Annotated in this window: 18 protein-coding genes and 2 pseudogenes; 7 read left to right on the top strand and 13 right to left on the bottom strand. The window is 70.4% G+C overall.

The window, feature by feature from the left end:
- The 3 genes from ACKOB8_RS10935 to ACKOB8_RS10925 form a co-directional block, all read right to left on the bottom strand.
- On the bottom strand, positions 1-182 hold a 182-nt coding region (locus tag ACKOB8_RS10935; RefSeq protein ID WP_526377238.1), incomplete at its 3' end, for a 2-oxoglutarate dehydrogenase E1 subunit family protein.
- Between the two features lie 84 nt (positions 183-266).
- Positions 267-1,070: a hypothetical protein gene (locus tag ACKOB8_RS10930; RefSeq protein WP_526377237.1), complete on the bottom strand. Its 804-nt coding sequence runs from the start codon at positions 1,068-1,070 to the stop codon at positions 267-269.
- Positions 1,071-1,175: 105 nt separating this feature from the next.
- On the bottom strand, positions 1,176-2,279 hold the full coding sequence (locus tag ACKOB8_RS10925) for an Rv2629 family ribosome hibernation factor (RefSeq protein ID WP_526377236.1): 1,104 nt from the start codon (positions 2,277-2,279) through the stop codon (positions 1,176-1,178).
- A gap of 110 nt (positions 2,280-2,389) precedes the next feature.
- Here ACKOB8_RS10925 and ACKOB8_RS10920 point away from each other — a divergent pair.
- Positions 2,390-3,754, top strand: a pseudogene (locus ACKOB8_RS10920) (DHA2 family efflux MFS transporter permease subunit); the annotation flags it as partial.
- Here ACKOB8_RS10920 and ACKOB8_RS10915 read toward each other — a convergent pair.
- The gene (locus ACKOB8_RS10915; RefSeq protein ID WP_526377241.1) at positions 3,714-5,033 is read right to left on the bottom strand and encodes an FAD-binding oxidoreductase; all 1,320 of its coding nucleotides are present in this window, start codon (positions 5,031-5,033) and stop codon (positions 3,714-3,716) included. The pseudogene ACKOB8_RS10920 and the gene ACKOB8_RS10915 sit on opposite strands and share 41 nt — an antisense overlap.
- Positions 5,034-5,062: 29 nt before the next feature.
- On the bottom strand, positions 5,063-5,695 hold the full coding sequence (locus ACKOB8_RS10910) for an LppP/LprE family lipoprotein (protein ID WP_526377235.1): 633 nt from the start codon (positions 5,693-5,695) through the stop codon (positions 5,063-5,065).
- Positions 5,696-5,766: 71 nt separating this feature from the next.
- On the opposite strand from ACKOB8_RS10910, the gene ACKOB8_RS10905 reads away from it, so the two are divergent.
- Together ACKOB8_RS10905 and ACKOB8_RS10900 are read left to right on the top strand one after the other, a co-directional pair.
- Positions 5,767-7,443 (top strand): DEAD/DEAH box helicase, encoded by a 1,677-nt coding sequence (locus ACKOB8_RS10905; RefSeq protein ID WP_526377234.1) that lies wholly within the window; start codon positions 5,767-5,769, stop codon positions 7,441-7,443.
- Positions 7,443-8,576, top strand: a complete 1,134-nt coding sequence (locus ACKOB8_RS10900; protein ID WP_526377233.1) for an acyltransferase family protein — start codon at positions 7,443-7,445, stop codon at positions 8,574-8,576. Before ACKOB8_RS10905 ends, ACKOB8_RS10900 begins: the two co-directional genes overlap by 1 nt.
- Positions 8,577-8,869: 293 nt before the next feature.
- Here ACKOB8_RS10900 and ACKOB8_RS10895 read toward each other — a convergent pair.
- From ACKOB8_RS10895 to tap, 5 genes and pseudogenes are all read right to left on the bottom strand, one after another.
- Positions 8,870-10,084, bottom strand: a pseudogene (locus tag ACKOB8_RS10895) (cytochrome P450); the annotation flags it as partial.
- Positions 10,085-10,296: 212 nt separating this feature from the next.
- Positions 10,297-10,644: a type II toxin-antitoxin system PemK/MazF family toxin gene (locus ACKOB8_RS10890; RefSeq protein ID WP_526377232.1), complete on the bottom strand. Its 348-nt coding sequence runs from the start codon at positions 10,642-10,644 to the stop codon at positions 10,297-10,299.
- Entirely contained in the window at positions 10,631-10,861 is a 231-nt protein-coding gene (locus tag ACKOB8_RS10885; RefSeq protein WP_526377231.1) for a ribbon-helix-helix domain-containing protein, read from the bottom strand. The genes ACKOB8_RS10890 and ACKOB8_RS10885 overlap by 14 nt, the downstream gene beginning before the upstream one ends.
- 145 nt (positions 10,862-11,006) lie before the next feature.
- Positions 11,007-12,371 (bottom strand): FAD-binding oxidoreductase, encoded by a 1,365-nt coding sequence (locus ACKOB8_RS10880; protein WP_526377230.1) that lies wholly within the window; start codon positions 12,369-12,371, stop codon positions 11,007-11,009.
- A gap of 62 nt (positions 12,372-12,433) precedes the next feature.
- Entirely contained in the window at positions 12,434-13,678 is a 1,245-nt protein-coding gene (tap, locus tag ACKOB8_RS10875) for a multidrug efflux MFS transporter Tap (RefSeq protein ID WP_526377229.1), read from the bottom strand.
- A gap of 11 nt (positions 13,679-13,689) precedes the next feature.
- On the opposite strand from tap, the gene ACKOB8_RS10870 reads away from it, so the two are divergent.
- A complete protein-coding gene (locus ACKOB8_RS10870; RefSeq protein WP_526377228.1) occupies positions 13,690-14,502 on the top strand; it encodes a uracil-DNA glycosylase in 813 nt (270 codons plus the stop codon).
- Here ACKOB8_RS10870 and ACKOB8_RS10865 read toward each other — a convergent pair.
- Complete coding sequence (locus tag ACKOB8_RS10865) at positions 14,471-14,923, bottom strand: nitroreductase family deazaflavin-dependent oxidoreductase (protein ID WP_526377227.1); 453 nt, start codon at positions 14,921-14,923, stop codon at positions 14,471-14,473. The two genes, ACKOB8_RS10870 and ACKOB8_RS10865, sit on opposite strands and share 32 nt — an antisense overlap.
- The gene (locus ACKOB8_RS10860) at positions 14,920-15,342 is read right to left on the bottom strand and encodes an HIT family protein (RefSeq protein ID WP_526377226.1); all 423 of its coding nucleotides are present in this window, start codon (positions 15,340-15,342) and stop codon (positions 14,920-14,922) included. Before ACKOB8_RS10860 ends, ACKOB8_RS10865 begins: the two co-directional genes overlap by 4 nt.
- Positions 15,343-15,374: 32 nt before the next feature.
- On the opposite strand from ACKOB8_RS10860, the gene ACKOB8_RS10855 reads away from it, so the two are divergent.
- Entirely contained in the window at positions 15,375-16,766 is a 1,392-nt protein-coding gene (locus ACKOB8_RS10855; protein ID WP_526377225.1) for an amidase, read from the top strand.
- On the top strand, positions 16,763-17,878 hold the full coding sequence (locus ACKOB8_RS10850; protein ID WP_526377224.1) for an adenylate/guanylate cyclase domain-containing protein: 1,116 nt from the start codon (positions 16,763-16,765) through the stop codon (positions 17,876-17,878). The genes ACKOB8_RS10855 and ACKOB8_RS10850 overlap by 4 nt, the downstream gene beginning before the upstream one ends.
- A gap of 9 nt (positions 17,879-17,887) precedes the next feature.
- Here ACKOB8_RS10850 and ACKOB8_RS10845 read toward each other — a convergent pair whose 3' ends face one another.
- Complete coding sequence (locus tag ACKOB8_RS10845) at positions 17,888-18,091, bottom strand: hypothetical protein (protein ID WP_526377223.1); 204 nt, start codon at positions 18,089-18,091, stop codon at positions 17,888-17,890.
- 92 nt (positions 18,092-18,183) lie between these two features.
- Between ACKOB8_RS10845 and abmR the strand changes: the two genes are divergently transcribed.
- On the top strand, positions 18,184-18,714 hold the full coding sequence (abmR, locus tag ACKOB8_RS10840) for an ATP-binding transcription factor AbmR (RefSeq protein ID WP_526377222.1): 531 nt from the start codon (positions 18,184-18,186) through the stop codon (positions 18,712-18,714).

Here is an 18,714-nt window from a genome sequence, read left to right as displayed (position 1 = left end):
GGGGCGGGCCGGCCGTTGCCGGGGTCTGCGCTCGGGGCCGGGGACTCGGCGGATTCGGGCAGGTAGCCACGGAGGAACTCGTGCCAGCTCTCGTCGACCGACGAGGGGTCGTTGCGGAACTTGCGGTACATCTCCTCGACCAGCCACTCGTTCTGGCCGAATGGTGAATTCGTGCTGCTCACGAAACTCGCTCGCCTCGATTCTGGGCCCGGTCGCGCCGTCTTCGGGGCGACACGTATGAGGCTAGCGCGAGTCGAGGCCGAGACTCACGCGTCTTTGGCCGCGTCTTTCGGGGCGTCTTGCAGGCCGCCCCGCGGGCCGCTTTCGAGGGCCCCCTGGGCCGAGGGCAGCAGATGCAGCGTCACCGGCCACCGGTTGGGCGGGGGGCCGAACGCCTTGTCGGCATTGGCGATGATCTTCTTGCCCATCCACCGGTTGCCCCCGCCGCCGATGGCCGCTCCGATGCCCACCGGCAGCATCTTGCCGAACGCCATGGCACCGCGCTTGAGCGCGTATTTCTTGACGAAGAACTTCATCAGCTTGGAATTGAGCTGGGACAGCGCCGGCAGGGGCAGCAGCTCGGCCTCCACCAGCCACGCCCCGCTGGTCCGCCCGGCGCCGACGAGCTCCGCGACCGCACCCCGGCCGTCTTCGCCGACCAGCACCCCCAGCACCAGGGCGCGGCGGCGTTCGCGCTGCTCCAGCGGGATGCCGTGCACCTCGGCGACCGCCAGGACGAACACCGTCGTCGCTTCCAGGAACACCAGGGTCTCCCCGCCGACCGCCGACAGCGCGGCCAGGGTGCCGATACCGGGGAAGGCCGCCGCCGAGCCGACGGCCGCACCGCTGGCCATGACCGCGGCCAGGTACCGGTTCTCCAGCTTGGCGATGATCTCGGCCGGGGTCGCGCCGGGATTGGCCCGACGCAGCCGCGCGACGTAGGCCTTGACGGCGGGAGCCTGCGCTCGGCTGCTGACCTCGAGGATGTGGGAGAGCACCCGCGCGGGAATCCCGGCCTCCTCGGGGCCGGCGCCCGGTTGGGCCGGGGTCTGTTTGCGGTGAAGCCTCATGGCCGAGCCTCCTGTGGATGGCGTGACGCCAGGCTAACGAACGGCGCGCCCGCCGAGTGCCGCAGCGTGATCACGCTCTCAAACTCGGCCTCAGTCCCGGGCCGCTCACCGGGCGCCGACGTCCGGATAACGCAGCACCGCCCCGATCCCGTCGGCCGGCGCGAGCTGCCCGCCGGCGCTGACCAGAGCCGCTCCGGTGGCCACCGCCAGCAGCGGCAGCGCCTCGTCCGCGCGCACGACCCGGTCCGGGGAGCCGCCCAGATCCGAGACGGTCGCGGCATCCGTGCCGACCATTAGCCGGTCATGGTCGGCGACCAGGATCGCCTCGCCGAGGTCCCCGATGATCAGGGTGGCGACCGCTCCGTCGCGCAGCGCGGCCGCCACGTCGGCCAGGCCTTCGACCGCCAACCCGGTGCCGCGCCCGGCGGCGAAGTGCGCCGCGGCGTCGTCGGTCGCGGCCTGTCGGCGCCGGGCGAACTCCGCGCTCATCTCGTGGCGAACCTCGTCCTCGTCGATTCCACCGGTGCGCCCGCCGCCGTGCAGCTGGACGGTCATCGCGGTGACGCGTTCGGGTAGCTCCGACACCAGTTCGGCGCGCGCGCCGGCTTCGCCGGTGACGAACACGATGTCCGGTGCTGTCTCGTCGACCAGCTCGGTGACGCGGTGGGCCACCTCGCGGATGTTCTTGCGTACGGCCTCCTCGACGCGCCCCTGCGGACCGCCGTACCCGGAGGTCTCGGCACGGTGCGCGGCGTGGACCGGGTGCCCCGAGCCGGTCACGGTCTCCGCGCCGGCCCGACCGTCGCGATGCAGAGCGATGTCGGCCCCGGTGTGATCGACGGCCACCGTCAGATACGAGGCGTGCGAGACGCCGTGCTCGATGACCGGCACGAGGTAGGGGAGTTCGGAGACACGCACGACGGTGCTCACCGGCGGGCGGATGAGGTGCTCATCGAAGACGATGCGCTCACCGGCGGCGATCACCCCCCGGCCGCTGCGCCCGACCGGCGGGTGGGCCGCACGCACGGCCGTGTCGATCGCCTCGATCACCGCGGCGCTGACCGACTGCTCCTCGAGGTGCTTGCGCACATCGCGCAGCCGGGCGTCGAGTTGGGCGGCGGCATCCTGGGTGTCGTGGGTGTCGTCGAAATAGACCGATACGAAAGGCCCGGTGGTGTCCACCAGCGGGCGGAACCGCTGAGATTGCATACGACCAACCTTACGGGTCTCGTCCGGTCCGACCTCCCCGGCTGGCAGCATCAGAGACCGTGACCGGCACGCCCACCCAGATCGCCAATCCCTGGCGCGCGCTGTGGGTCATGCTGGTCGGTTTCTTCATGATCCTGGTCGATTCGACGATCGTCGCGGTGGCCAATCCCGCCATCATGACCGCACTGCGCATCGCCGACTACGACCTTGTCATCTGGGTGACCAGCGCCTACCTGCTGGGTTTCGCGGTGCCACTGCTGCTGGCGGGACGACTGGGTGACCGGTACGGCCCCAAGAACCTCTACATCGCCGGACTGGCGCTGTTCACCGCCGCGTCGCTGTGCTGTGGGTTGTCCGGCACGATCGGCACGCTGATCGCGGCGCGGGTCGTGCAGGGTGTGGGGGCGGCACTGTTGACGCCGCAGACGCTGACGACGATCACCCGCGTGTTCCCGCCCGAGCGGCGGGGGGTGGCGCTGAGCATCTGGAGCGCGACCGCCGGGGTGGCGACGCTGGTCGGCCCGCTGGCCGGCGGTGTGCTCGTCGACCGCCTCGGCTGGGCGTGGATCTTCTTCATCAACGTGCCGATCGGCCTGATCGGACTGGTGCTGGCCGTGCGTCTGATCCCGGCGCTACCCACCCACCCGCACCGCTTCGACGTCCTCGGCGTGGTGCTCTCCGGTGCGGGACTGTTCCTGATCGTCTTCGGTCTTCAGGAGGGTCAGACGCTGCACTGGCAGCCGATGATCTGGGCGGTGATCGCCGGCGGCATCGGGTTGATGGTGGCCTTCCTCGGATGGCAGGCGCGGAACCCGCGCGAGCCGCTGATTCCGCTGGCGATGTTCACCGACCGGGATTTCAGCCTGTGCAATCTGGGCGTCGCGATCGTCAGTTTCACGGTGACCGCCTTTCTGCTGCCGCTGTTCTTCTATGCACAGACGGTTTGCGGACTCACTTCGACCCGGGCTGCGCTGCTGATCGCCCCGATGGCGTTCGCGTCAGGAATTCTCGCCCCGGTGGTGGGCCGGATCGTCGACAAGGCGCATCCGCGGCCGATACTGGTGTGCGGCTTCGCACTGCTGGCGGTCGCGCTGATCTGGCTGTCCCGCGACATGACGCCCACGACGCCGATCTGGCGGCTGGTGCTGCCGCTCATCGCAGTCGGAATGAGCATGGCCATGATCTGGGCTCCGCTGGGGGCCACCGCAACCCGCAACCTGCCGCTGCTCCTCGCCGGTGCGGGCTCGGGCGTCTACAACACCACCCGTCAGGTCGGCGCCGTGTTGGGCAGCGCCGGCATGGCCGCGCTGATGGGTCAGCGCATCCATTCCGGCGTGCCCCTGGCGACCGCGCTGGCCCAGTCGACGCTGCTGCCCGCCACCGTCGCCGCCACCGGGGTGCTGGTGGCGGCCTTCGTGGTCGGTCCGGCGCGCGTCAATCGAACAGCACCGCTGGGTTCAGCAAGCCCGCCGGATCCAGCGCTGCCTTGACGGCGCGCATCACGGCGATGTCGGCCGGTTCCCGCGACATCGGCAGATAGGCACGCTTGCGGCTGCCGACGCCGTGCTCGGAGCTGACGTTGCCGCCGTGGGCGGCGATGAGATCCATCATCGCGGGGTAGACGCGGCGCTCGGCGTCGGTGTCGCAGCGCAGCACGTTGAGATGCAGATTGCCCTCACCGATGTGTCCGAACAGCAGTCGGACCGAGCCCGGGGCGTACTCGGCGAGCAGGGCATCGGCGCGATCGGCGAATCCGGCAATCTCCGACAGTGGAAGCGCCACATCGAATTTCAGCGGCGGACCGAAGAGGCCGGCCGCCTCGGCCATGGACTCGCGGGTCTGCCAGAGCCGCGCGCGGGTGGCGGCGTCGACCCCCACCGCCGGTTCGGCGCACAGACCGTCCAACGCGTCAGCCAGTGGGCCGGTCTGATCGGTGTCGCCGGCCAACTCCACCAGCAGCAGCCAGTCACCGGGTGCCGGTGGCGTACCGGTCAGCGCAGCGCCGCGTCCGTCGACGAGTTCCAGCGCGGCGATCGTGGACATGTCGCGGAAGATCCGGCTCGCCGACACCAGCGGGCCCAGATCGGCGAAACCGCACACAGCGGTCACCCGATGCGCCGGCACCGGGTGCAGACGCAGCTCCACCTCGGTGATGACTCCGAGGGTGCCTTCGGCGCCGACGAACAAGGCCACCAGGTCATAGCCGGTGTTGTCCGAGCGCACCCGCGACCGCCGGCGCAGCAGCGATCCGTCGGGCAGGACGACCTCCAGGCCGACGATCTGGTCGACCATGCTGCCGTAGCGCACGGTGCGCAGCCCGCCGGCATTGGTGGCGGCCATGCCGCCGATGGTGGCCGAATCGCGCGCCGCCAGATCGACACCGAAGCACAACCCGGCGCGTTCTGCCGCGTGCTGGACCTCGGTCAGCGTCACCCCGGCGCCGGCACGCACCTGGCGTTCGGAGAGGTCCACCTCGCCCAGCCCGCGCAGCCGCTCAGTGGACAGCAGCACGTCGCCGTGCTCGGGTACGGTGCCGGCCACCAGCGAGGTGCGTCCGCCCTGCACGGTGACCGGCGCCCCTGCGGCGCGGCAGACCCGCAGCACCGCGCCCACCTGATCGGCGTCGGCGGGCCGAACCAGCACTGCGGCCTGGCCCCGATAGCGCCCGGTCCAGTCGACGCTGCGGGCGGCCAGCACGTCGGGATCGCTGCTGACGTGCTCGGCGCCGACGACGGCGCGGAGTTGATCGGCCAGCGTGACCATGGGCCCACTGTAGGAGGGCGCTACTCAGTGTTGCCGATCAGTTCGACGCCGCTGCCGTTCCAGCGGAACCGGACCACGCTTTGCAGGCCGCCCTGCCCCGGCCCGCCGCCGAAGGTCAACGCCAGGGTGTCACCGGCGCTCTGGGCCGCGTCGATCCCGGTGAACCCGAAGGTGTCCGGCGCCCCCGAGGAGATGTACTTGCCCTGGTGGAACAGCACCGCCCGGGTGTTCGGGTTCTCCGCATTGGTGTTGGCTTTCACGATCACCGCGGAGAGCGCGGCGCACTCGTTGTAGTTGCCGGCGATCGGCTCGGGGTTCCACCCCTGACGGCTGCGGGGATCGCGGGGCAGCTGGGCCACCGCGCGCGCGATCTCAGGTGCGGCGAGGTTGACCGCACAGGCTTGCGGGGGCGGGGGAGCGGCCTGCGCCGGGCTGCCGGCCGGGGTGCTGGTTTCGGTGCTGGTTTCGGTGCTGGTTTCGGTGCTGGTTTCGGTGCTGGTCTCGGTGCTGGTCTCGGTGCTGGTCTCGGTGCTGGTCTCGGTGCTGGGCATCGGGGTTTTCGACACCGTCGAGTCTCCGGCACTGCAGCCGGCCAGCGCTGCGGCTACCGCCAGCGCGCCGCTCGCCACCGCCGACGCCGACCGCCCTCGCACACCGCAGAAGGCTACCGGCAGTGCCCCGGCCGGCCGGCCGCGACCCGCGTGGGCACTAGACTTGAGCGGCAATGACATCCCCGGAAGCCGGCGCAGCCGACGTCGCCGTCGTTTCCCCGCACTCCTTCGCCGAGTTGCAGATTCACCCCGCGGTGCTGCAGGCCGTCACCGACGTGGGATACGAGACGCCCTCGGCCATCCAGGCGGCCACCATCCCCGCCCTGCTGGCCGGCTCCGACGTGGTCGGACTGGCCCAGACCGGCACCGGCAAGACCGCAGCCTTCGCGATCCCGATCCTGTCGCGCATCGACACCGCCAGCAAGCACACCCAGGCGCTGGTGCTCGCACCGACCCGCGAACTGGCCCTGCAGGTCTCGGAGGCCTTCAGCAGATACGCCGCGCACCTGGCCCGCCTCGCGGTGCTGCCGATCTACGGCGGGCAGTCCTACAGCGTGCAGCTGGCCGGGCTGCGCCGCGGGGCCCAGGTGGTGGTGGGAACGCCCGGGCGGGTCATCGACCACCTTGAGCGCGGCACTTTGGATCTCTCGCACCTGGACTACCTGGTCCTCGACGAAGCCGACGAGATGCTGCAGATGGGTTTCGCCGAGGATGTCGAGCGAATCCTCGCCGAGACCCCCGAGTACAAGCAGGTCGCGCTGTTCTCCGCCACCATGCCGCCGGCGATCCGCAAGATCACCGGCAAATACCTGCACGACCCGGTCGAGGTCGCGGTCAAGACGAAGACCGCGACGGCGGAGAACATCGAGCAGCGCTACCTGCAGGTGGCCGGGCCGCGCAAGATGGACGCACTGACCCGCATCCTCGAAGTCGAGGACTTCGAGGCGATGATCGTGTTCGTGCGCACCAAGCAGGCCACCGAGGAGGTCGCCGAGAAGCTGCGCGCCCGGGGGTTTTCCGCGGCAGCCATCAACGGCGACATCCCGCAGGCGGTGCGGGAGCGCACCATCGCCGCGCTGCGGGACGGGACGATCGACATCCTGGTCGCCACCGATGTCGCCGCCAGAGGCCTTGACGTGGAACGTATCTCGCACGTGCTGAACTACGACATCCCGCACGACCCGGAGTCCTACGTGCACCGCATCGGCCGGACCGGGCGGGCCGGACGGGCGGGCACCGCGCTGCTGTTCGTCTCGCCGCGCGAGCGCCACCTGTTGAAGTCCATCGAGAAGGTGACCCGCCAGCCGGTCACCGAGGTGGCGCTGCCGAGCGTGGAAGACGTCAACGCCCAGCGGGTGGAGAAGTTCCGCGACTCCATCACCGACGCACTCGGCGGGCCGGGCTTCGACACTTTCCGCCGGCTCGTCGAAGCCTACGAGCACGACAACGACGTGCCGATGGCCGACATCGCCGCCGCGCTGGCGGTGCTGCACCGCGACGGCGCGGAGTTCCTGATGACCGAGCCGCCGCCGGCCAAGCGGGAGCGCAAGGAACGCGGCGAGCGTGAGGGCGCGCCGCGGCCCCGCCGTGACGACCTCGCCACCTACCGCATCGCGGTCGGCAAGCGCCACCGGGTGGGTCCGGGCTCGATCGTCGGCGCGCTGGCCAACGAGGGCGGCCTGCACCGCAGCGACTTCGGGCACATCACCATCAAGGGCGATTTCTCGCTGGTGGAACTGCCCGCCCGGCTGCCGAAGGAAACCTGGAAGAAGCTCGCCAAGACCAGGATTTCGGGTGTGCTGATCGATCTCAAACCCGATCACGGCCGGAAGTCCCGGCGCGCCGACTGATGACCGCCGGCCAGGTCGACCAGGGCGGTCTGGAGGCCGTCTCCGCCGTCGACCGGATTCCCGCGCTCACCGGGGTGCGCGCGCTGGCGGCCACGCTGGTGGTGGCCACCCACGCCGCCTACACCACCGGCAAGTACACCCACGGCTACGCCGGACTGGTGTACTCGCGCATGGAGATCGGAGTGCCGATCTTCTTCGCACTGTCGGGTTTCCTGCTGTTCGGACCGTGGGTGGCCGCGGCCAAGGCGGGTGCGCCCGACCCGTCGGTGCGGCGCTACGCCTGGCGGCGATTCCGGCGCATCATGCCCGCCTACGCCGTCACCGTGCTCGCCGCCTACCTGCTCTACCACTTCCGCACCGCGGGGCCCAACCCCGGACACAGCTGGTACGGGCTGCTGCGCAACCTCACCCTGACCCAGATCTACACCGACAACTACGCGTTCGCCCTGCTGCATCAGGGGCTGACCCAGATGTGGAGCCTGGCGGTGGAGGTGGCGTTCTACGCGGCGCTGCCGGTGCTGGCCTCTCTGCTGCTGGTGGTGGTCTGCCGGCGGCAGTGGCGGCCCGGACTGGTCCTGGCGTGGCTTGCCGGGCTGACCCTGATCAGCCCGGCGTGGATGGTGCTGGTGCACACCACCGACGTCCTGCCTGATGGTTCCAAGCTCTGGCTGCCCGGCTATCTGGCGTGGTTCACCGGCGGGATGATGCTCAGCGTGCTCGCCGCGACGGGGGCGCGCTGCTACGGGTTCGTCGCGGTGCCGTTGGCGCTGCTGTGCTTCCTCATCGTGTCCACGCCGATCGCCGGTGAGCCGACCACCTCACCGAGCGGGCTGGCCCAGGCGCTGGTCAAGGTCGGCTTCTACGCGGCGATCGCCGCGCTGATCATCGCCCCGCCCGCTCTCGGTGACTCCGGCTGGTACACCCGGTTCCTCGCCAGCCGGCCGATGGTGTGGCTGGGGGAGATCTCCTACGAGATCTTCCTGGTGCACCTCATCGTGCTGGAGATCGCGATGGTCGAGGTGCTGCGCTGGCCGGTCTACACCGGGTCGATGCCGGCGCTGTTCGTCGTCACCATGGCGCTGAGCATCCCGGTGGCGTGGGTGTTGCACCGGTTCACCCGGGTGCGTTCCTGACCGTCACCCCGATCTGTCCCTAGGCTCCACTTTCGGCGAGAGTCGCGCGCAGGGACGGCTCACGGGCTCAGGTCGGGGCGGTGCCGGGCGCCGAACTGCTCACCGGTGACGTCATTGCGGACGGCCTCGACGAGGGGTTCCAGGCCGGCCGCGCCGCCGTCCTCCCACATCTGGACTTCGTGGGGTTCGAGGACGATCGTCCTGTTGTAGACACCGACCGTGCCGCACAGCACGTCGAGCACGAGTCCAGCCGGGGTCTGATTCAATCGCCACGACCAGGTCTCGTCGTGCAGCGTCACCCGGACCGGCACGCTCAGCGGCCGTCGTACGTAATTGCCGCCCGCCCAGACGACTCCGGCTTCGTCGACCTCGAACGCGGGGATACGGGCCAGCAGTTCGCTCAGCGTCACCCGGGCCTGCATCCGGGCGGCCGCCGCGCCCAGGCAGTGGTGTGCGCCGTGGCTGAACGTCACGATGTTGCGCGGGCGGCGACGCACATCCAGCTCGGCGGCATCAGGTCCGTACTGGCGTTCGTCGCGATTGGCCGAGGCGTAGAGCAGCAGCACCTTGCGGCCTTTGGGGATCGTGACGCCGTGCAGGGTCACGTCGCGGGTGACGGTGCGGGTCAGGCCCTGCACCGGTGAGGTCAGCCGCAGGAACTCCTCGACGGCGTCGGGAATCAACTCCGGATCGCGGGCCAGCAGCCTGCGTTGATCGGGGTTGCGGTGCAGCAGCTGCACCGCGCCGCCGAGCAGTCCGGTGGTGGTGTCATTGCCGCCGGTGACCATGGTGAAGGTGAACGCCAGGATCGACAGCAGTCCGGCGGTGTCGCCGTCGGCACCGACGCCCGCGGACACCAGGTGCGAGACCGTGTCGTCGCCGGGGTCGCGGCGGCGGCGCTCGATGAGTTCGGTGAAGTAGCCGGTCATCGACATCAGGGCTGCACCGGCGCCGGCCAGCCCGCTGGGCTCGGCGCTGGCGGCCACGATCGCCTCGGTCCAGCCGTCGAACTGGGCGCGGTCCTCCTCCGGCACGCCGAGATAGTGCGCGACGACCATCGACGGCAGCGGCTTGAACAACTCTGCGACGATGTCCCCCCCGCCGGCGGCGCGCAGCCGCTCGATGCGTTCGACGACGAACTCGCGCACCTCGGGTTCGACGGCCTCGACCTGGCGGGGGGTGAACCCGCGGGCGACCAGCTTGCGGAAGGCGGTGTGCGCGGGCGGGTCCTGCATGACCATCGGTGGGTTGTCGGCAAGGCCGATGAGTTCGAGTTCGCCGTAGTTGACGGTCAGGCCTGCGGCGGAGGAGAAGGTCTCGTGATCGCGGGCCGCCGCCCAGATGTCGGCGTGCCGGGAGAGCACCCAGTAATCGTGGGCCGGATTGCCGGGAACGACGTGGTGCACCGGGTCGTGATCGCGCAGTGCGCTGTACATCGGCCACGGATCGGCCCAGGTGTCGCCGGCCCGAAGTTCGAAGTGGGCGGCGTGGGAGACGTCGGTCGCCATAGGTCATGTGTACGGCAATCCCCACGCCTCGGCCAGTAGCGGCGGCGGTTTTCATGCAAAGCGCTACCGTCGTGCCCACGGGGGAAGCTGAAAAATCGCAGCGACAGCGGATCCCCGCGGCCCACGACATCGCCCCGCTCTCACAGCTGACGGGTGATCCGGAGGGTTTCGATGATTGCGCCGCGTACGCAGCCGGTCTGGGAATGGACCTGTCAGAGATCGAGATGTAGGCGCAACGCGTCGTCGAGTTGGCTCAGATCCGCCGGGGATACCCGGCCTATCTGGCGCGAAAAGCGCTCGACGGTAACGGATCTCACCTGCTCGACTTGCGCCTTGGAATCGACCGGCAGGCCGGTACTTACGGCTGTTAGCGAGACCTGGAATGGGTAGATCTTCGTGACCTTGCTCGTCAGCGGTACCACTGTCACGACTCCACGGCCCAACGCGGCGGCCGTCGCATTGGCCCGATCATTGCTGACGACGACGGCGGGGCGCTTCTTGTTGGCCTCGTTGCCCCGCACCGGGTCGAGATCGACAAGCCAGATATCACCGCGCAGCATCGGTCAATCCGTCACCGCTCGCCGCGTCCCAGATCTCCTCGTCGCCGGATTCCAACCATTCCGTCCAGGCATCCCGGTAGTCCTGCTCGAGGTCGGGGAAGCGGAGCAAGCGAATGGCTCGCTGGATGCCGGCTGATCGTGATGGCAGTCCGGCGCTCCGCACGTAGGCGTCCAGCACCGCCACCTCATCCTCGGAAAGGCTCACGCTGAGCTTCACAGTGTGATGCTACCACAGTAGCAATTTAGTAGTACACGCGGTTGCCAGCAATTACTGTTGCCAGCAATCACCGCGGTCATGAGCAACTAAGGAGTGCCCGCCGCTCGTCTACCCGGCTACCGCGTTCGCGGTGTTGGGCGCCGGTCTACACCACCGCACCGGGGTTCAAGATCCCGTCCGGGTCCAATGCGTTCTTGATCCTGCGGTTGAGTTCCATCGCCTCCGGCCCGATCTGGCCGGCCAGCCAGGGCTTCTTCAGCCGGCCCACGCCGTGCTCGCCGGTGATGGTTCCGCCGAGGGAGATCGCCAGGTCCATGATGTCGCCGAACGCCTTCTCTGCGCGGGCGGTCATCGCCGCATCGGCGGGGTCGTAGACGATCAGCGGGTGGGTGTTGCCGTCGCCGGCGTGGGCCACCACGGCGATGGTGAGGCCCGCCTCGGCGGCGATCTTGGCCACCCCGCCGACCAGATCGGCCAGCCTGGGCAGCGGCACCCCGACGTCCTCGAGCAGCAGCGAACCCTTGTCCTCGACGGCGATGATCGCGTAGCGCCGTGCCGCCACGAACGCCTCGCCCTCGACGGGGTCGGAGGTCGAGAAGCATTCCGTTGCGCCGGCGTCCCGGAACACCCCTGCCATGAACTCCGCGTCGTCGCGGGCGGCCGCGCCGCGGTCGTCGGAGGCGGCGATCATCATCGCCGCGGCGTCGCGGTCGAGCCCCATCCGCAATTTGTCCTCGACGGCGTTGATCGTCGCGGCGTCCATGAACTCCAGCATCGAGGGCCGGATCCGGTTGGTGATGGCGACCACCGAGCCCGCGGCCCGCTCGACGGAATCGAATGTCGCGACCACCGTGGACCCGACGTGCTGCGGGGGAAGCAGCCGCAGGGTGACCTCGGTGATCACCCCGAGGGTGCCCTCGCTGCCGACGAACAGCTTGGTCAGGCTCAGACCGGCGACGTCTTTGAGCCGCGGGCCGCCGAGGCGCACCGCGGTGCCGTCGGCGAGTACCACCTGCAGGCCCAGCACGTAGTCGGTGGTGACGCCGTATTTCACACAGCACAGCCCGCCGGCATTGGTGGCGATGTTGCCGCCGATGCTGCAGATCTCATACGACGACGGGTCCGGCGGGTACCACAGCCCGTACTCGCCGACCGCCTTCTTCACCTCCGCGTTGAGCAGCCCCGGTTGCACCACCGCGGTGCGGGTGACCGGATCGACGGTGATGGCACGCATCTTCTCGGTGGAGAGCACGATGCCGCCGTCGACAGCGGTCGCTCCACCGGACAATCCGGTGCCCATGCCGCGCGGCACCACCGGCACCCGGTGGGCGGTACACCAGCGCAGAACCGCTTGAACCTCTTCGGTTTTGGTGGGCCGCACCACCGCGAGCGGGGTGCCGGCGGCCGGATCGGCAGCCCGGTCGTGCCGGTAGGAGGCGAGGATGTCGGGGTCGGTGACGACGACGCCGTCGGGCAGTTCGGCGAGCAGTCCGTCGAGCGCGGGGGTCATCGGTCAATACTAGGGCCGCGTCGCAACCCCGAGGCGGCGCGCACTGTCGCGGTCAGGCACCGTCAGGGCCTTTGGGCCGGAACCCGGTCCAGCTCGCGCAGCGCCGGGATCCACGGGCAGGCCAGCCCGATCAGCAGGATCGGCACCGCCAGCACCAGGAAAGCCGGGGTGAGTCCGAACGCCTCCACCAGGGGGCCGGCCAGGACGAAGCCCACCGGCCCGGCCGCGTATGCCATGGAGGTCATCACCCCGACCACCCGCCCGCGCAACTCCTCGGGGGTGCGGCTTTGCATCACCGAGTTGTAGATCGGTCCGATCGGCCCGTAGACCAGGCCGACGACGGCGGCGAGCACCAGGATCACCGGCAGCGGCGGCAGGAATCCGATCGCCAGCGACGCCAGGCCGAACGTCAGCGTGGCGGTCACCACGGTCGCGCGCTTGGTGGCCAACCGGGAGACCACCGTCCAGCTCAGCGCCCCGATCAGTCCGCCGATGGACAGCGCCATGAGCACCCAGCCAAGGTGCGCGGGCTCGTTTCGGTCGGAGAAGTACTTCGGGAACAGCACGCTCTCCATCGGCAGATACAGCCCGGTGATCGCGAGATCGATGAGGCCGAGGGTGCGCAGGACGCGGTTGCGCCAGACGAACCGCAGACCCTCGACGACGCCGGAGAACACCCCCGCGGGCCGCTGGCCGAGTTCGGGGCGGTCGGCGCCGGGCAGGCGCACCGCCGCCACCGCGAGGATCGAGACGCCGAACGCGACCGCGGTGACCCACAGCGTGTTGTAGGCGCCGACGGTGGCGATCAGCACCCCGCCGATGCCGGGACCGATGATGTAGGCCAGGTGGAACACCGCCTCGTAGAGGCTGTTGGTGTGATCCAGCGTCCAACGGGCCCGGCCCGCCGCCTCGGGCAGCATGGACAGTCGCGCGGTCATCCCGGCCGGGTCGAAGAACGCGCCGAGCGCAGCCAGACCGGCCAGCACCACCACGTTGACCGCGTCGGTGCCTCGTGTCAGTGCCAGCACCGGGATCGCCGCGACCGACAGGGCCGACATGATGTCGGAAAGCATCGCGATCTGGCGGCGGCCCAGGAAGTCCACGGCGGTGCCGGCCACCAGGGTGGCGAACAGCAACGGTGCGGTGGCCGCCGCGGCGACGATCGAGGCGTCCACCGCGCTGCCGGTGCGCTGCAGCACCAGCCACGGAAACGCCACCATCGAGATGCCGTTGGCCCCCGCGGCCAGGAACGCCGACACCAGGATCAGCAGCGCGGGCCCGCGGGAGGTACTCACTTCAGGCAGCATAGATTCGCGCTGTGGCCCTGCCCCATCCGCGCACCGACGCCCCGTTCGACTCGCCGGTGCCGCCGGGAGCCGGCTGGCCTGATGACCCCGCCACCGCGGCAACCCCGGTCGCCGCGGACGCACCACAGGTGGCCGCTCTCGCGGCCGGCGTGACCGACCTCGAACAGCTGAGTGCCCGGGTGAGTGTGTGCCGGGCCTGCCCCCGGCTGGTCGGCTGGCGCGAGGAGGTGGCCCGCGTCAAGCGGCGCGCCTTCGCCGAGGAGCCCTACTGGGGTCGGCCGGTGACGGGCTGGGGTTCGGTGAATCCGCGGATTCTGTTGCTGGGCCTTGCCCCGGCGGCCCACGGCGGTAACCGCACCGGCCGGGTGTTCACCGGGGACCGCTCCGGCGATCAGCTGTTCGCCGCGCTGCACCGCGCCGGTCTGGTGAATCAACCGTTGAGCGTGGATGCAGGGGATGGGTTGCGGGCCAACGGAATCCGGGTCGCCGCGGCCGTGCGCTGCGCGCCGCCGGGTAACGCTCCCACACCCGCCGAACGCGCCGCCTGCGAGCCGTGGCTTGCTGCCGAATGGCGACTGATCGCCCCGTCGGTGCGGGTGATCGTCGCTCTGGGCGGCTTCGCGTGGCAGGCGGCGCTGCGAATGCTCGACGAGAAACCCGGCGGGCAGCGGAAGTTCGGCCACGGCCAGATCGCCGAGCTGCCGTCGGGACTGGTGCTGCTGGGGTGCTATCACCCCAGCCAGCAGAACATGTTCACCGGCCGGCTCACGCCGGCGATGCTCGATGGGGTGTTCAGCGAGGCGAAGCGGTTGGCCGCAGTCTGACCACCGGGATCGGCCGTGTGGTCCTCGCCTGGTAGCCGTCGTAGCGGCCGGCGTTGTTGGCGTTGACGATCTGCCACAGCCGGAGGTAGTCGGAGTCGGTGGGCAGCACCGTGGTCGCCTCGGCGGCAAAACGGCGCCGGCCCACCTGCACCTGCAGGGACGGCTGGGCCCTGAGGTTGTGATACCAGCCGGGTGCGCGCCGGTCGCCGCCGTTGGAGGCGACCACCAGGTAGTCGTCCCCGTCGCGCGCGTAGGACAGCGAGTTGACGCGGGGCAGAGCCGTTTTCGCCCCGACGGTGTGCAGCAGCAGGCTGTTGGGCGCGCCCGGGATGCGGTGTCCTATCCAGCCGTTCGTGCCCCGGTACACCGTGTCGTGCGCGCGCACGAATGCACCCAGCGCCCAGTCGCCCAGCGCGCTCACGGCAGCGCCGCGAGCGCGTCGCGCAGAATCCGACCGGTCGCCTCGCGGTCCGGGTCGCGGCGCAGCAGCATGCCCGTGACGAAGGACACCCGGTCGCCGTCACGGCGCGGAATGACGTGCAGGTGGATGTGGAACACCGACTGCATCGCCGACTTGCCGTCGTTGATCGCGACGTTGTTGCCGGTCGCCGACAGCCCCGAGGAGCGGGTGGCCCGGGCGATCCGCTGGCCGATCGCGAGCATGCCGGCCAGCGTCGGGGCCGGGGTGTCGGTCAGGTCGACGGTGTGCTGCTTGGGGATCACCAGCGTGTGCCCGCGGGTGAACGGGCGGATGTCGAGGATGGCCAGGAAGTCGGCGTCTTCGAAAACCCGCACCGCCGGTGCGGTCCCGGCGACGATCGCGCAGAACACACAGGCCACCGGGCCACCCTATAGCCGCTACGCTGCGCAGGGTGGACGCCACCGACCTCGCCTTCGCCGGCGCCGCCGAGCAGGCCCGCCTGCTCGCCGCGGGCACCGTCACCGCACCGGCCCTGGTGGAGCTCTACCTGGATCGCATCGGGCGCATCGACCGGGAGGTCCGCAGCTACCGGGTGGTGATGGCCGAAACCGCGCGGCGGGACGCGCTGGCCGCCCAGGCGCGCCTGGACGCCGGCGAACGCCTGCCCCTGCTCGGCGTTCCGGTCGCCATCAAGGACGACGCCGACGTCGCCGGGGAGTTCACCTGCTTCGGCAGCAGCGCCTACGACCAGGCCGCCACCGCCGACAGTGACGTGGTGCGCAGGCTGCGCGAGGCGGGCGCGGTCATCCTCGGCAAGACCAGCGTCCCGGAGATGATGCTGTGGCCGTTCACCGAGACGGTCGCCTTCGGCGCCACCCGCAACCCCTGGGACCTGGCCTACACCCCCGGCGGCAGCAGCGGGGGCAGCGGCGCGGCGGTGGCGGCGGGGCTGGCGCCGCTGGCGCTGGGCTCCGACGGCGCGGGATCGATCCGCATCCCGGCCGCCTGGTGCGGGGTGTTCGGGCTCAAACCCCAGCGCGACCGGGTTTCCCTCGGTCCGGAGTCAGACACCTGGTGCGGGCTGAGCGTCTACGGACCGTTGAGCCGCACCGTCGAGGACGCCGCGCTCTTCCTGGACGTGACGAACACCCAGAAGGCGCCCCGCGGTGGATTCGTCAAGGCCGCCGCGCGCGCGCCGGGCCGGTTGCGCATCGCGCTGAGCGCCAAGCTGCCGCGGGCGATGGTGGCACGGGTCGGTCACGCTCAGCAGCGGGCCCTGGACGGAGTGGAGAGTCTGCTGCGAGAACTCGGCCACGAGGTGTCCTGGCGCGATCCGGACTATCCGGGGTGGGCGGTGTACGGACACGTGCTGCCCCGGATGTGGCACGGGGTCCATTCCGCGACGCGACAGTTGCCGCATCCCGAGCGCCTGGAGCCGCGCACCCGGGCGATCGCCCGGCTGGGCAGTCTGATCTCCGAACGCCAGATCGCCCGGGTCCGGGCCGCCGAATCGGCTCTGGCCGCCCGTGTTCAGGCGGTCTTCGACGACGTCGACGTGCTGATCACCCCGGCCACCGCCACCGGGCCCTCGCGGGTCGGGCAGTACCAGAACCGCGGCGGACTGAGCACCCTGGCCCTCGTCGCGGCGCGGGTGCCGTTCAACGCGATCCTCAATGCGACGGGCCAGCCGGCGGCCGTGGTGCCGTGGTTCCTGGAGGGCGAGCACCTGCCGTTGTCGATCCAGCTCGTCGGGCGACCCTCCGACGAGGCGACCCTGCTGTCGCTGAGCACCCAGATCGAGACCGCACGACCGTGGTCTGATCGACGCCCGGCAGTGTCGTGACCTCGGAGATCGAATCCGCCGGCCTGCTCGAGGGCCTGACCGGGGAATCCCGCGCCGAACGCGCTGAACTGGTGGCCTGGCTGCTCGAGCAGGGCTTCGCACCGGAGGAGATCCGCTCGTCGTTCTCCCCGATGCTGCTGCCGGCACGGCGGGTGCTCGGCGATGACGGTCACGTCACCTCGGTCCGGGAGATCAGTGAGCGGACCGGGCTCGACCTCGACCAGTTAATCCGCTTTCAGCGCGCCGCCGGGCTTCCCGCGGTCAACGACCCGGACGCGCGGATATTCATGCGCAACGACGCCGACACCGCCGAGCACATCAAGCAATTCCTGGGCATCGGTATCGACCCCGATCTGATGCTCAACATCGTGCGGGTGCTGGCACACGGTCTGGCTAATGCGTGCGAGGTGATGAACGTCGCCGCTCTGGCTGCCGTACTGCGGCCGGGTGCCAGCGAGCTCGACCTCGCCAAGGCCACCCACGACCTGGTGAGTGCCGCGGTCCCGCTGCTCGGTCCGATGATCAACGATCTGCTGCTGCTCCAACTGCGGCGCACGCTGGAGACCGAGGCGGTGAATGCGGGCCAGCGCGCGACGGGCGAACCCCGGCCGGAGGCCAAGCCGATCGGCGCGGCATTCGCCGATCTGGTGGGCTTCACCGCACTCGGGGAGGAGTTGCCTGCGGAGCAACTCGAACAGCTGGCGAATCGGCTTGCGGAGCTGGCCCACGAGGTCGCTGCGCCGCCGGTGCGGTTCATCAAGACGATCGGCGACGCGGTGATGTTCGTGTCCGCGGACACCGGGGCGCTCCTGGAGGCGCTCGTGGATCTCGTCGACGCCGCGGCGTCGGATGCGACCCTGCCGCGGCTGCGGGCCGGCCTCGCCTTCGGGTGGGCGGTAAGCCGCGCCGGTGACTGGTTCGGCCGTCCGGTGAACCTGGCCAGCCGGCTGACCGCGGCGGCCCGGCCGGGTGCGGTGCTGGTCTCGGAGCGAGCCCGTGAGCAGATCGGTGACGACCAGCGATTCCAATGGTCATTCGCGGGCGCCAAGCGCCTCAAGAACATCAGCGCCGAGGTCAGGGTGTATCGGGCCCGCCGGGCCGGCGAAGGCTGAGCCGGTTGTTCAGCGCCCGCGCAGCACGGCGGCGCCGGCGACGACGGCGGTGCCGATCAGCAGCACGATTGCCCAGCCGGCGCCGGCCAGCCACCACAGCACACCGGCCGCGATCAGCACCGGGGAGAGGGCGAAGACCGTCATCGCCGGGTGCTGACGAACGACGTCGCGGGCCGCGCGGGCGCGCTGGGGGTCGAGCTCTTTTCCTGCCATAGCGCCATTATCCGGTGGTCCGGCCGCGATGGGCATTACGCGCTGGGCGAAATTCCCCGCGAACCCGCGATTTCATTGTAATCATGTAATTCATGAAGCACTGGCAGCAATCCGCCCACCCCGACGCCTCCGACGCCGCGGAATGGTTCGCCGGCCGGTTGCCGGAGGACTGGTTCGCCGGGGACCCCGTGGTCACGGTGGACCGCGAGGAGATCACCGTCCTGGGGCGACTCCCCGAGGCCGAGGAGACTCAGGCCCGCGCCGCGGGCCGGGTGGCCCGGTTCCGGGAGGAGACCCGCGCCGAACGGATGCGCATCGCCGACGAGGCGCAGCAGCGATACGGCCGCAAGGTCTCCTGGGGCCTGGAGGTGGGAGGTGAGACCGGCGAGCAAGCTCAGCGCGTCCTGTTCACCCACCTCGCGGTTCCGGTGATGACCCGACTCAAGCAGCCCGAGCGACAGGTGCTCGACACCCTGGTCGAGGCCGGAGTGGCCCGCTCGCGCTCGGACGCGCTGGCCTGGTCGGTGCGTCTGGTCGGACAGCACGCCGAGGACTGGCTGGCCAGACTGCGCGAAGCGATGGCGCACGTCGACGACCTGCGCGCCCAGGGGCCCGAGAGCTGA

The sequence above is a fragment of the Mycobacterium sp. genome (assembly GCF_046091765.1).
GTDB lineage: Bacteria > Actinomycetota > Actinomycetes > Mycobacteriales > Mycobacteriaceae > Mycobacterium.
Note: the sequence above shows the minus strand (reverse complement) of the source record. Positions and strands in the feature narration are given on the sequence as shown.

Excerpts from the sequence above, each read along its gene's own strand:
- ACKOB8_RS10930 (WP_526377237.1), bottom strand. The coding sequence starts at position 1,070 with ATGAGGCTTCACCGCAAACAGACCCCGGCCCAACCGGGCGCCGGCCCC.
- ACKOB8_RS10925 (WP_526377236.1), bottom strand. The coding sequence starts at position 2,279 with ATGCAATCTCAGCGGTTCCGCCCGCTGGTGGACACCACCGGGCCTTTC.
- ACKOB8_RS10905 (WP_526377234.1), top strand. The coding sequence starts at position 5,767 with ATGACATCCCCGGAAGCCGGCGCAGCCGACGTCGCCGTCGTTTCCCCG.
- ACKOB8_RS10900 (WP_526377233.1), top strand. The coding sequence starts at position 7,443 with ATGACCGCCGGCCAGGTCGACCAGGGCGGTCTGGAGGCCGTCTCCGCC.
- ACKOB8_RS10890 (WP_526377232.1), bottom strand. The coding sequence starts at position 10,644 with ATGCTGCGCGGTGATATCTGGCTTGTCGATCTCGACCCGGTGCGGGGC.
- ACKOB8_RS10880 (WP_526377230.1), bottom strand. The coding sequence starts at position 12,371 with ATGACCCCCGCGCTCGACGGACTGCTCGCCGAACTGCCCGACGGCGTC.
- tap (WP_526377229.1), bottom strand. The coding sequence starts at position 13,678 with ATGCTGCCTGAAGTGAGTACCTCCCGCGGGCCCGCGCTGCTGATCCTG.
- ACKOB8_RS10845 (WP_526377223.1), bottom strand. The coding sequence starts at position 18,091 with ATGGCAGGAAAAGAGCTCGACCCCCAGCGCGCCCGCGCGGCCCGCGAC.
- abmR (WP_526377222.1), top strand. The coding sequence starts at position 18,184 with ATGAAGCACTGGCAGCAATCCGCCCACCCCGACGCCTCCGACGCCGCG.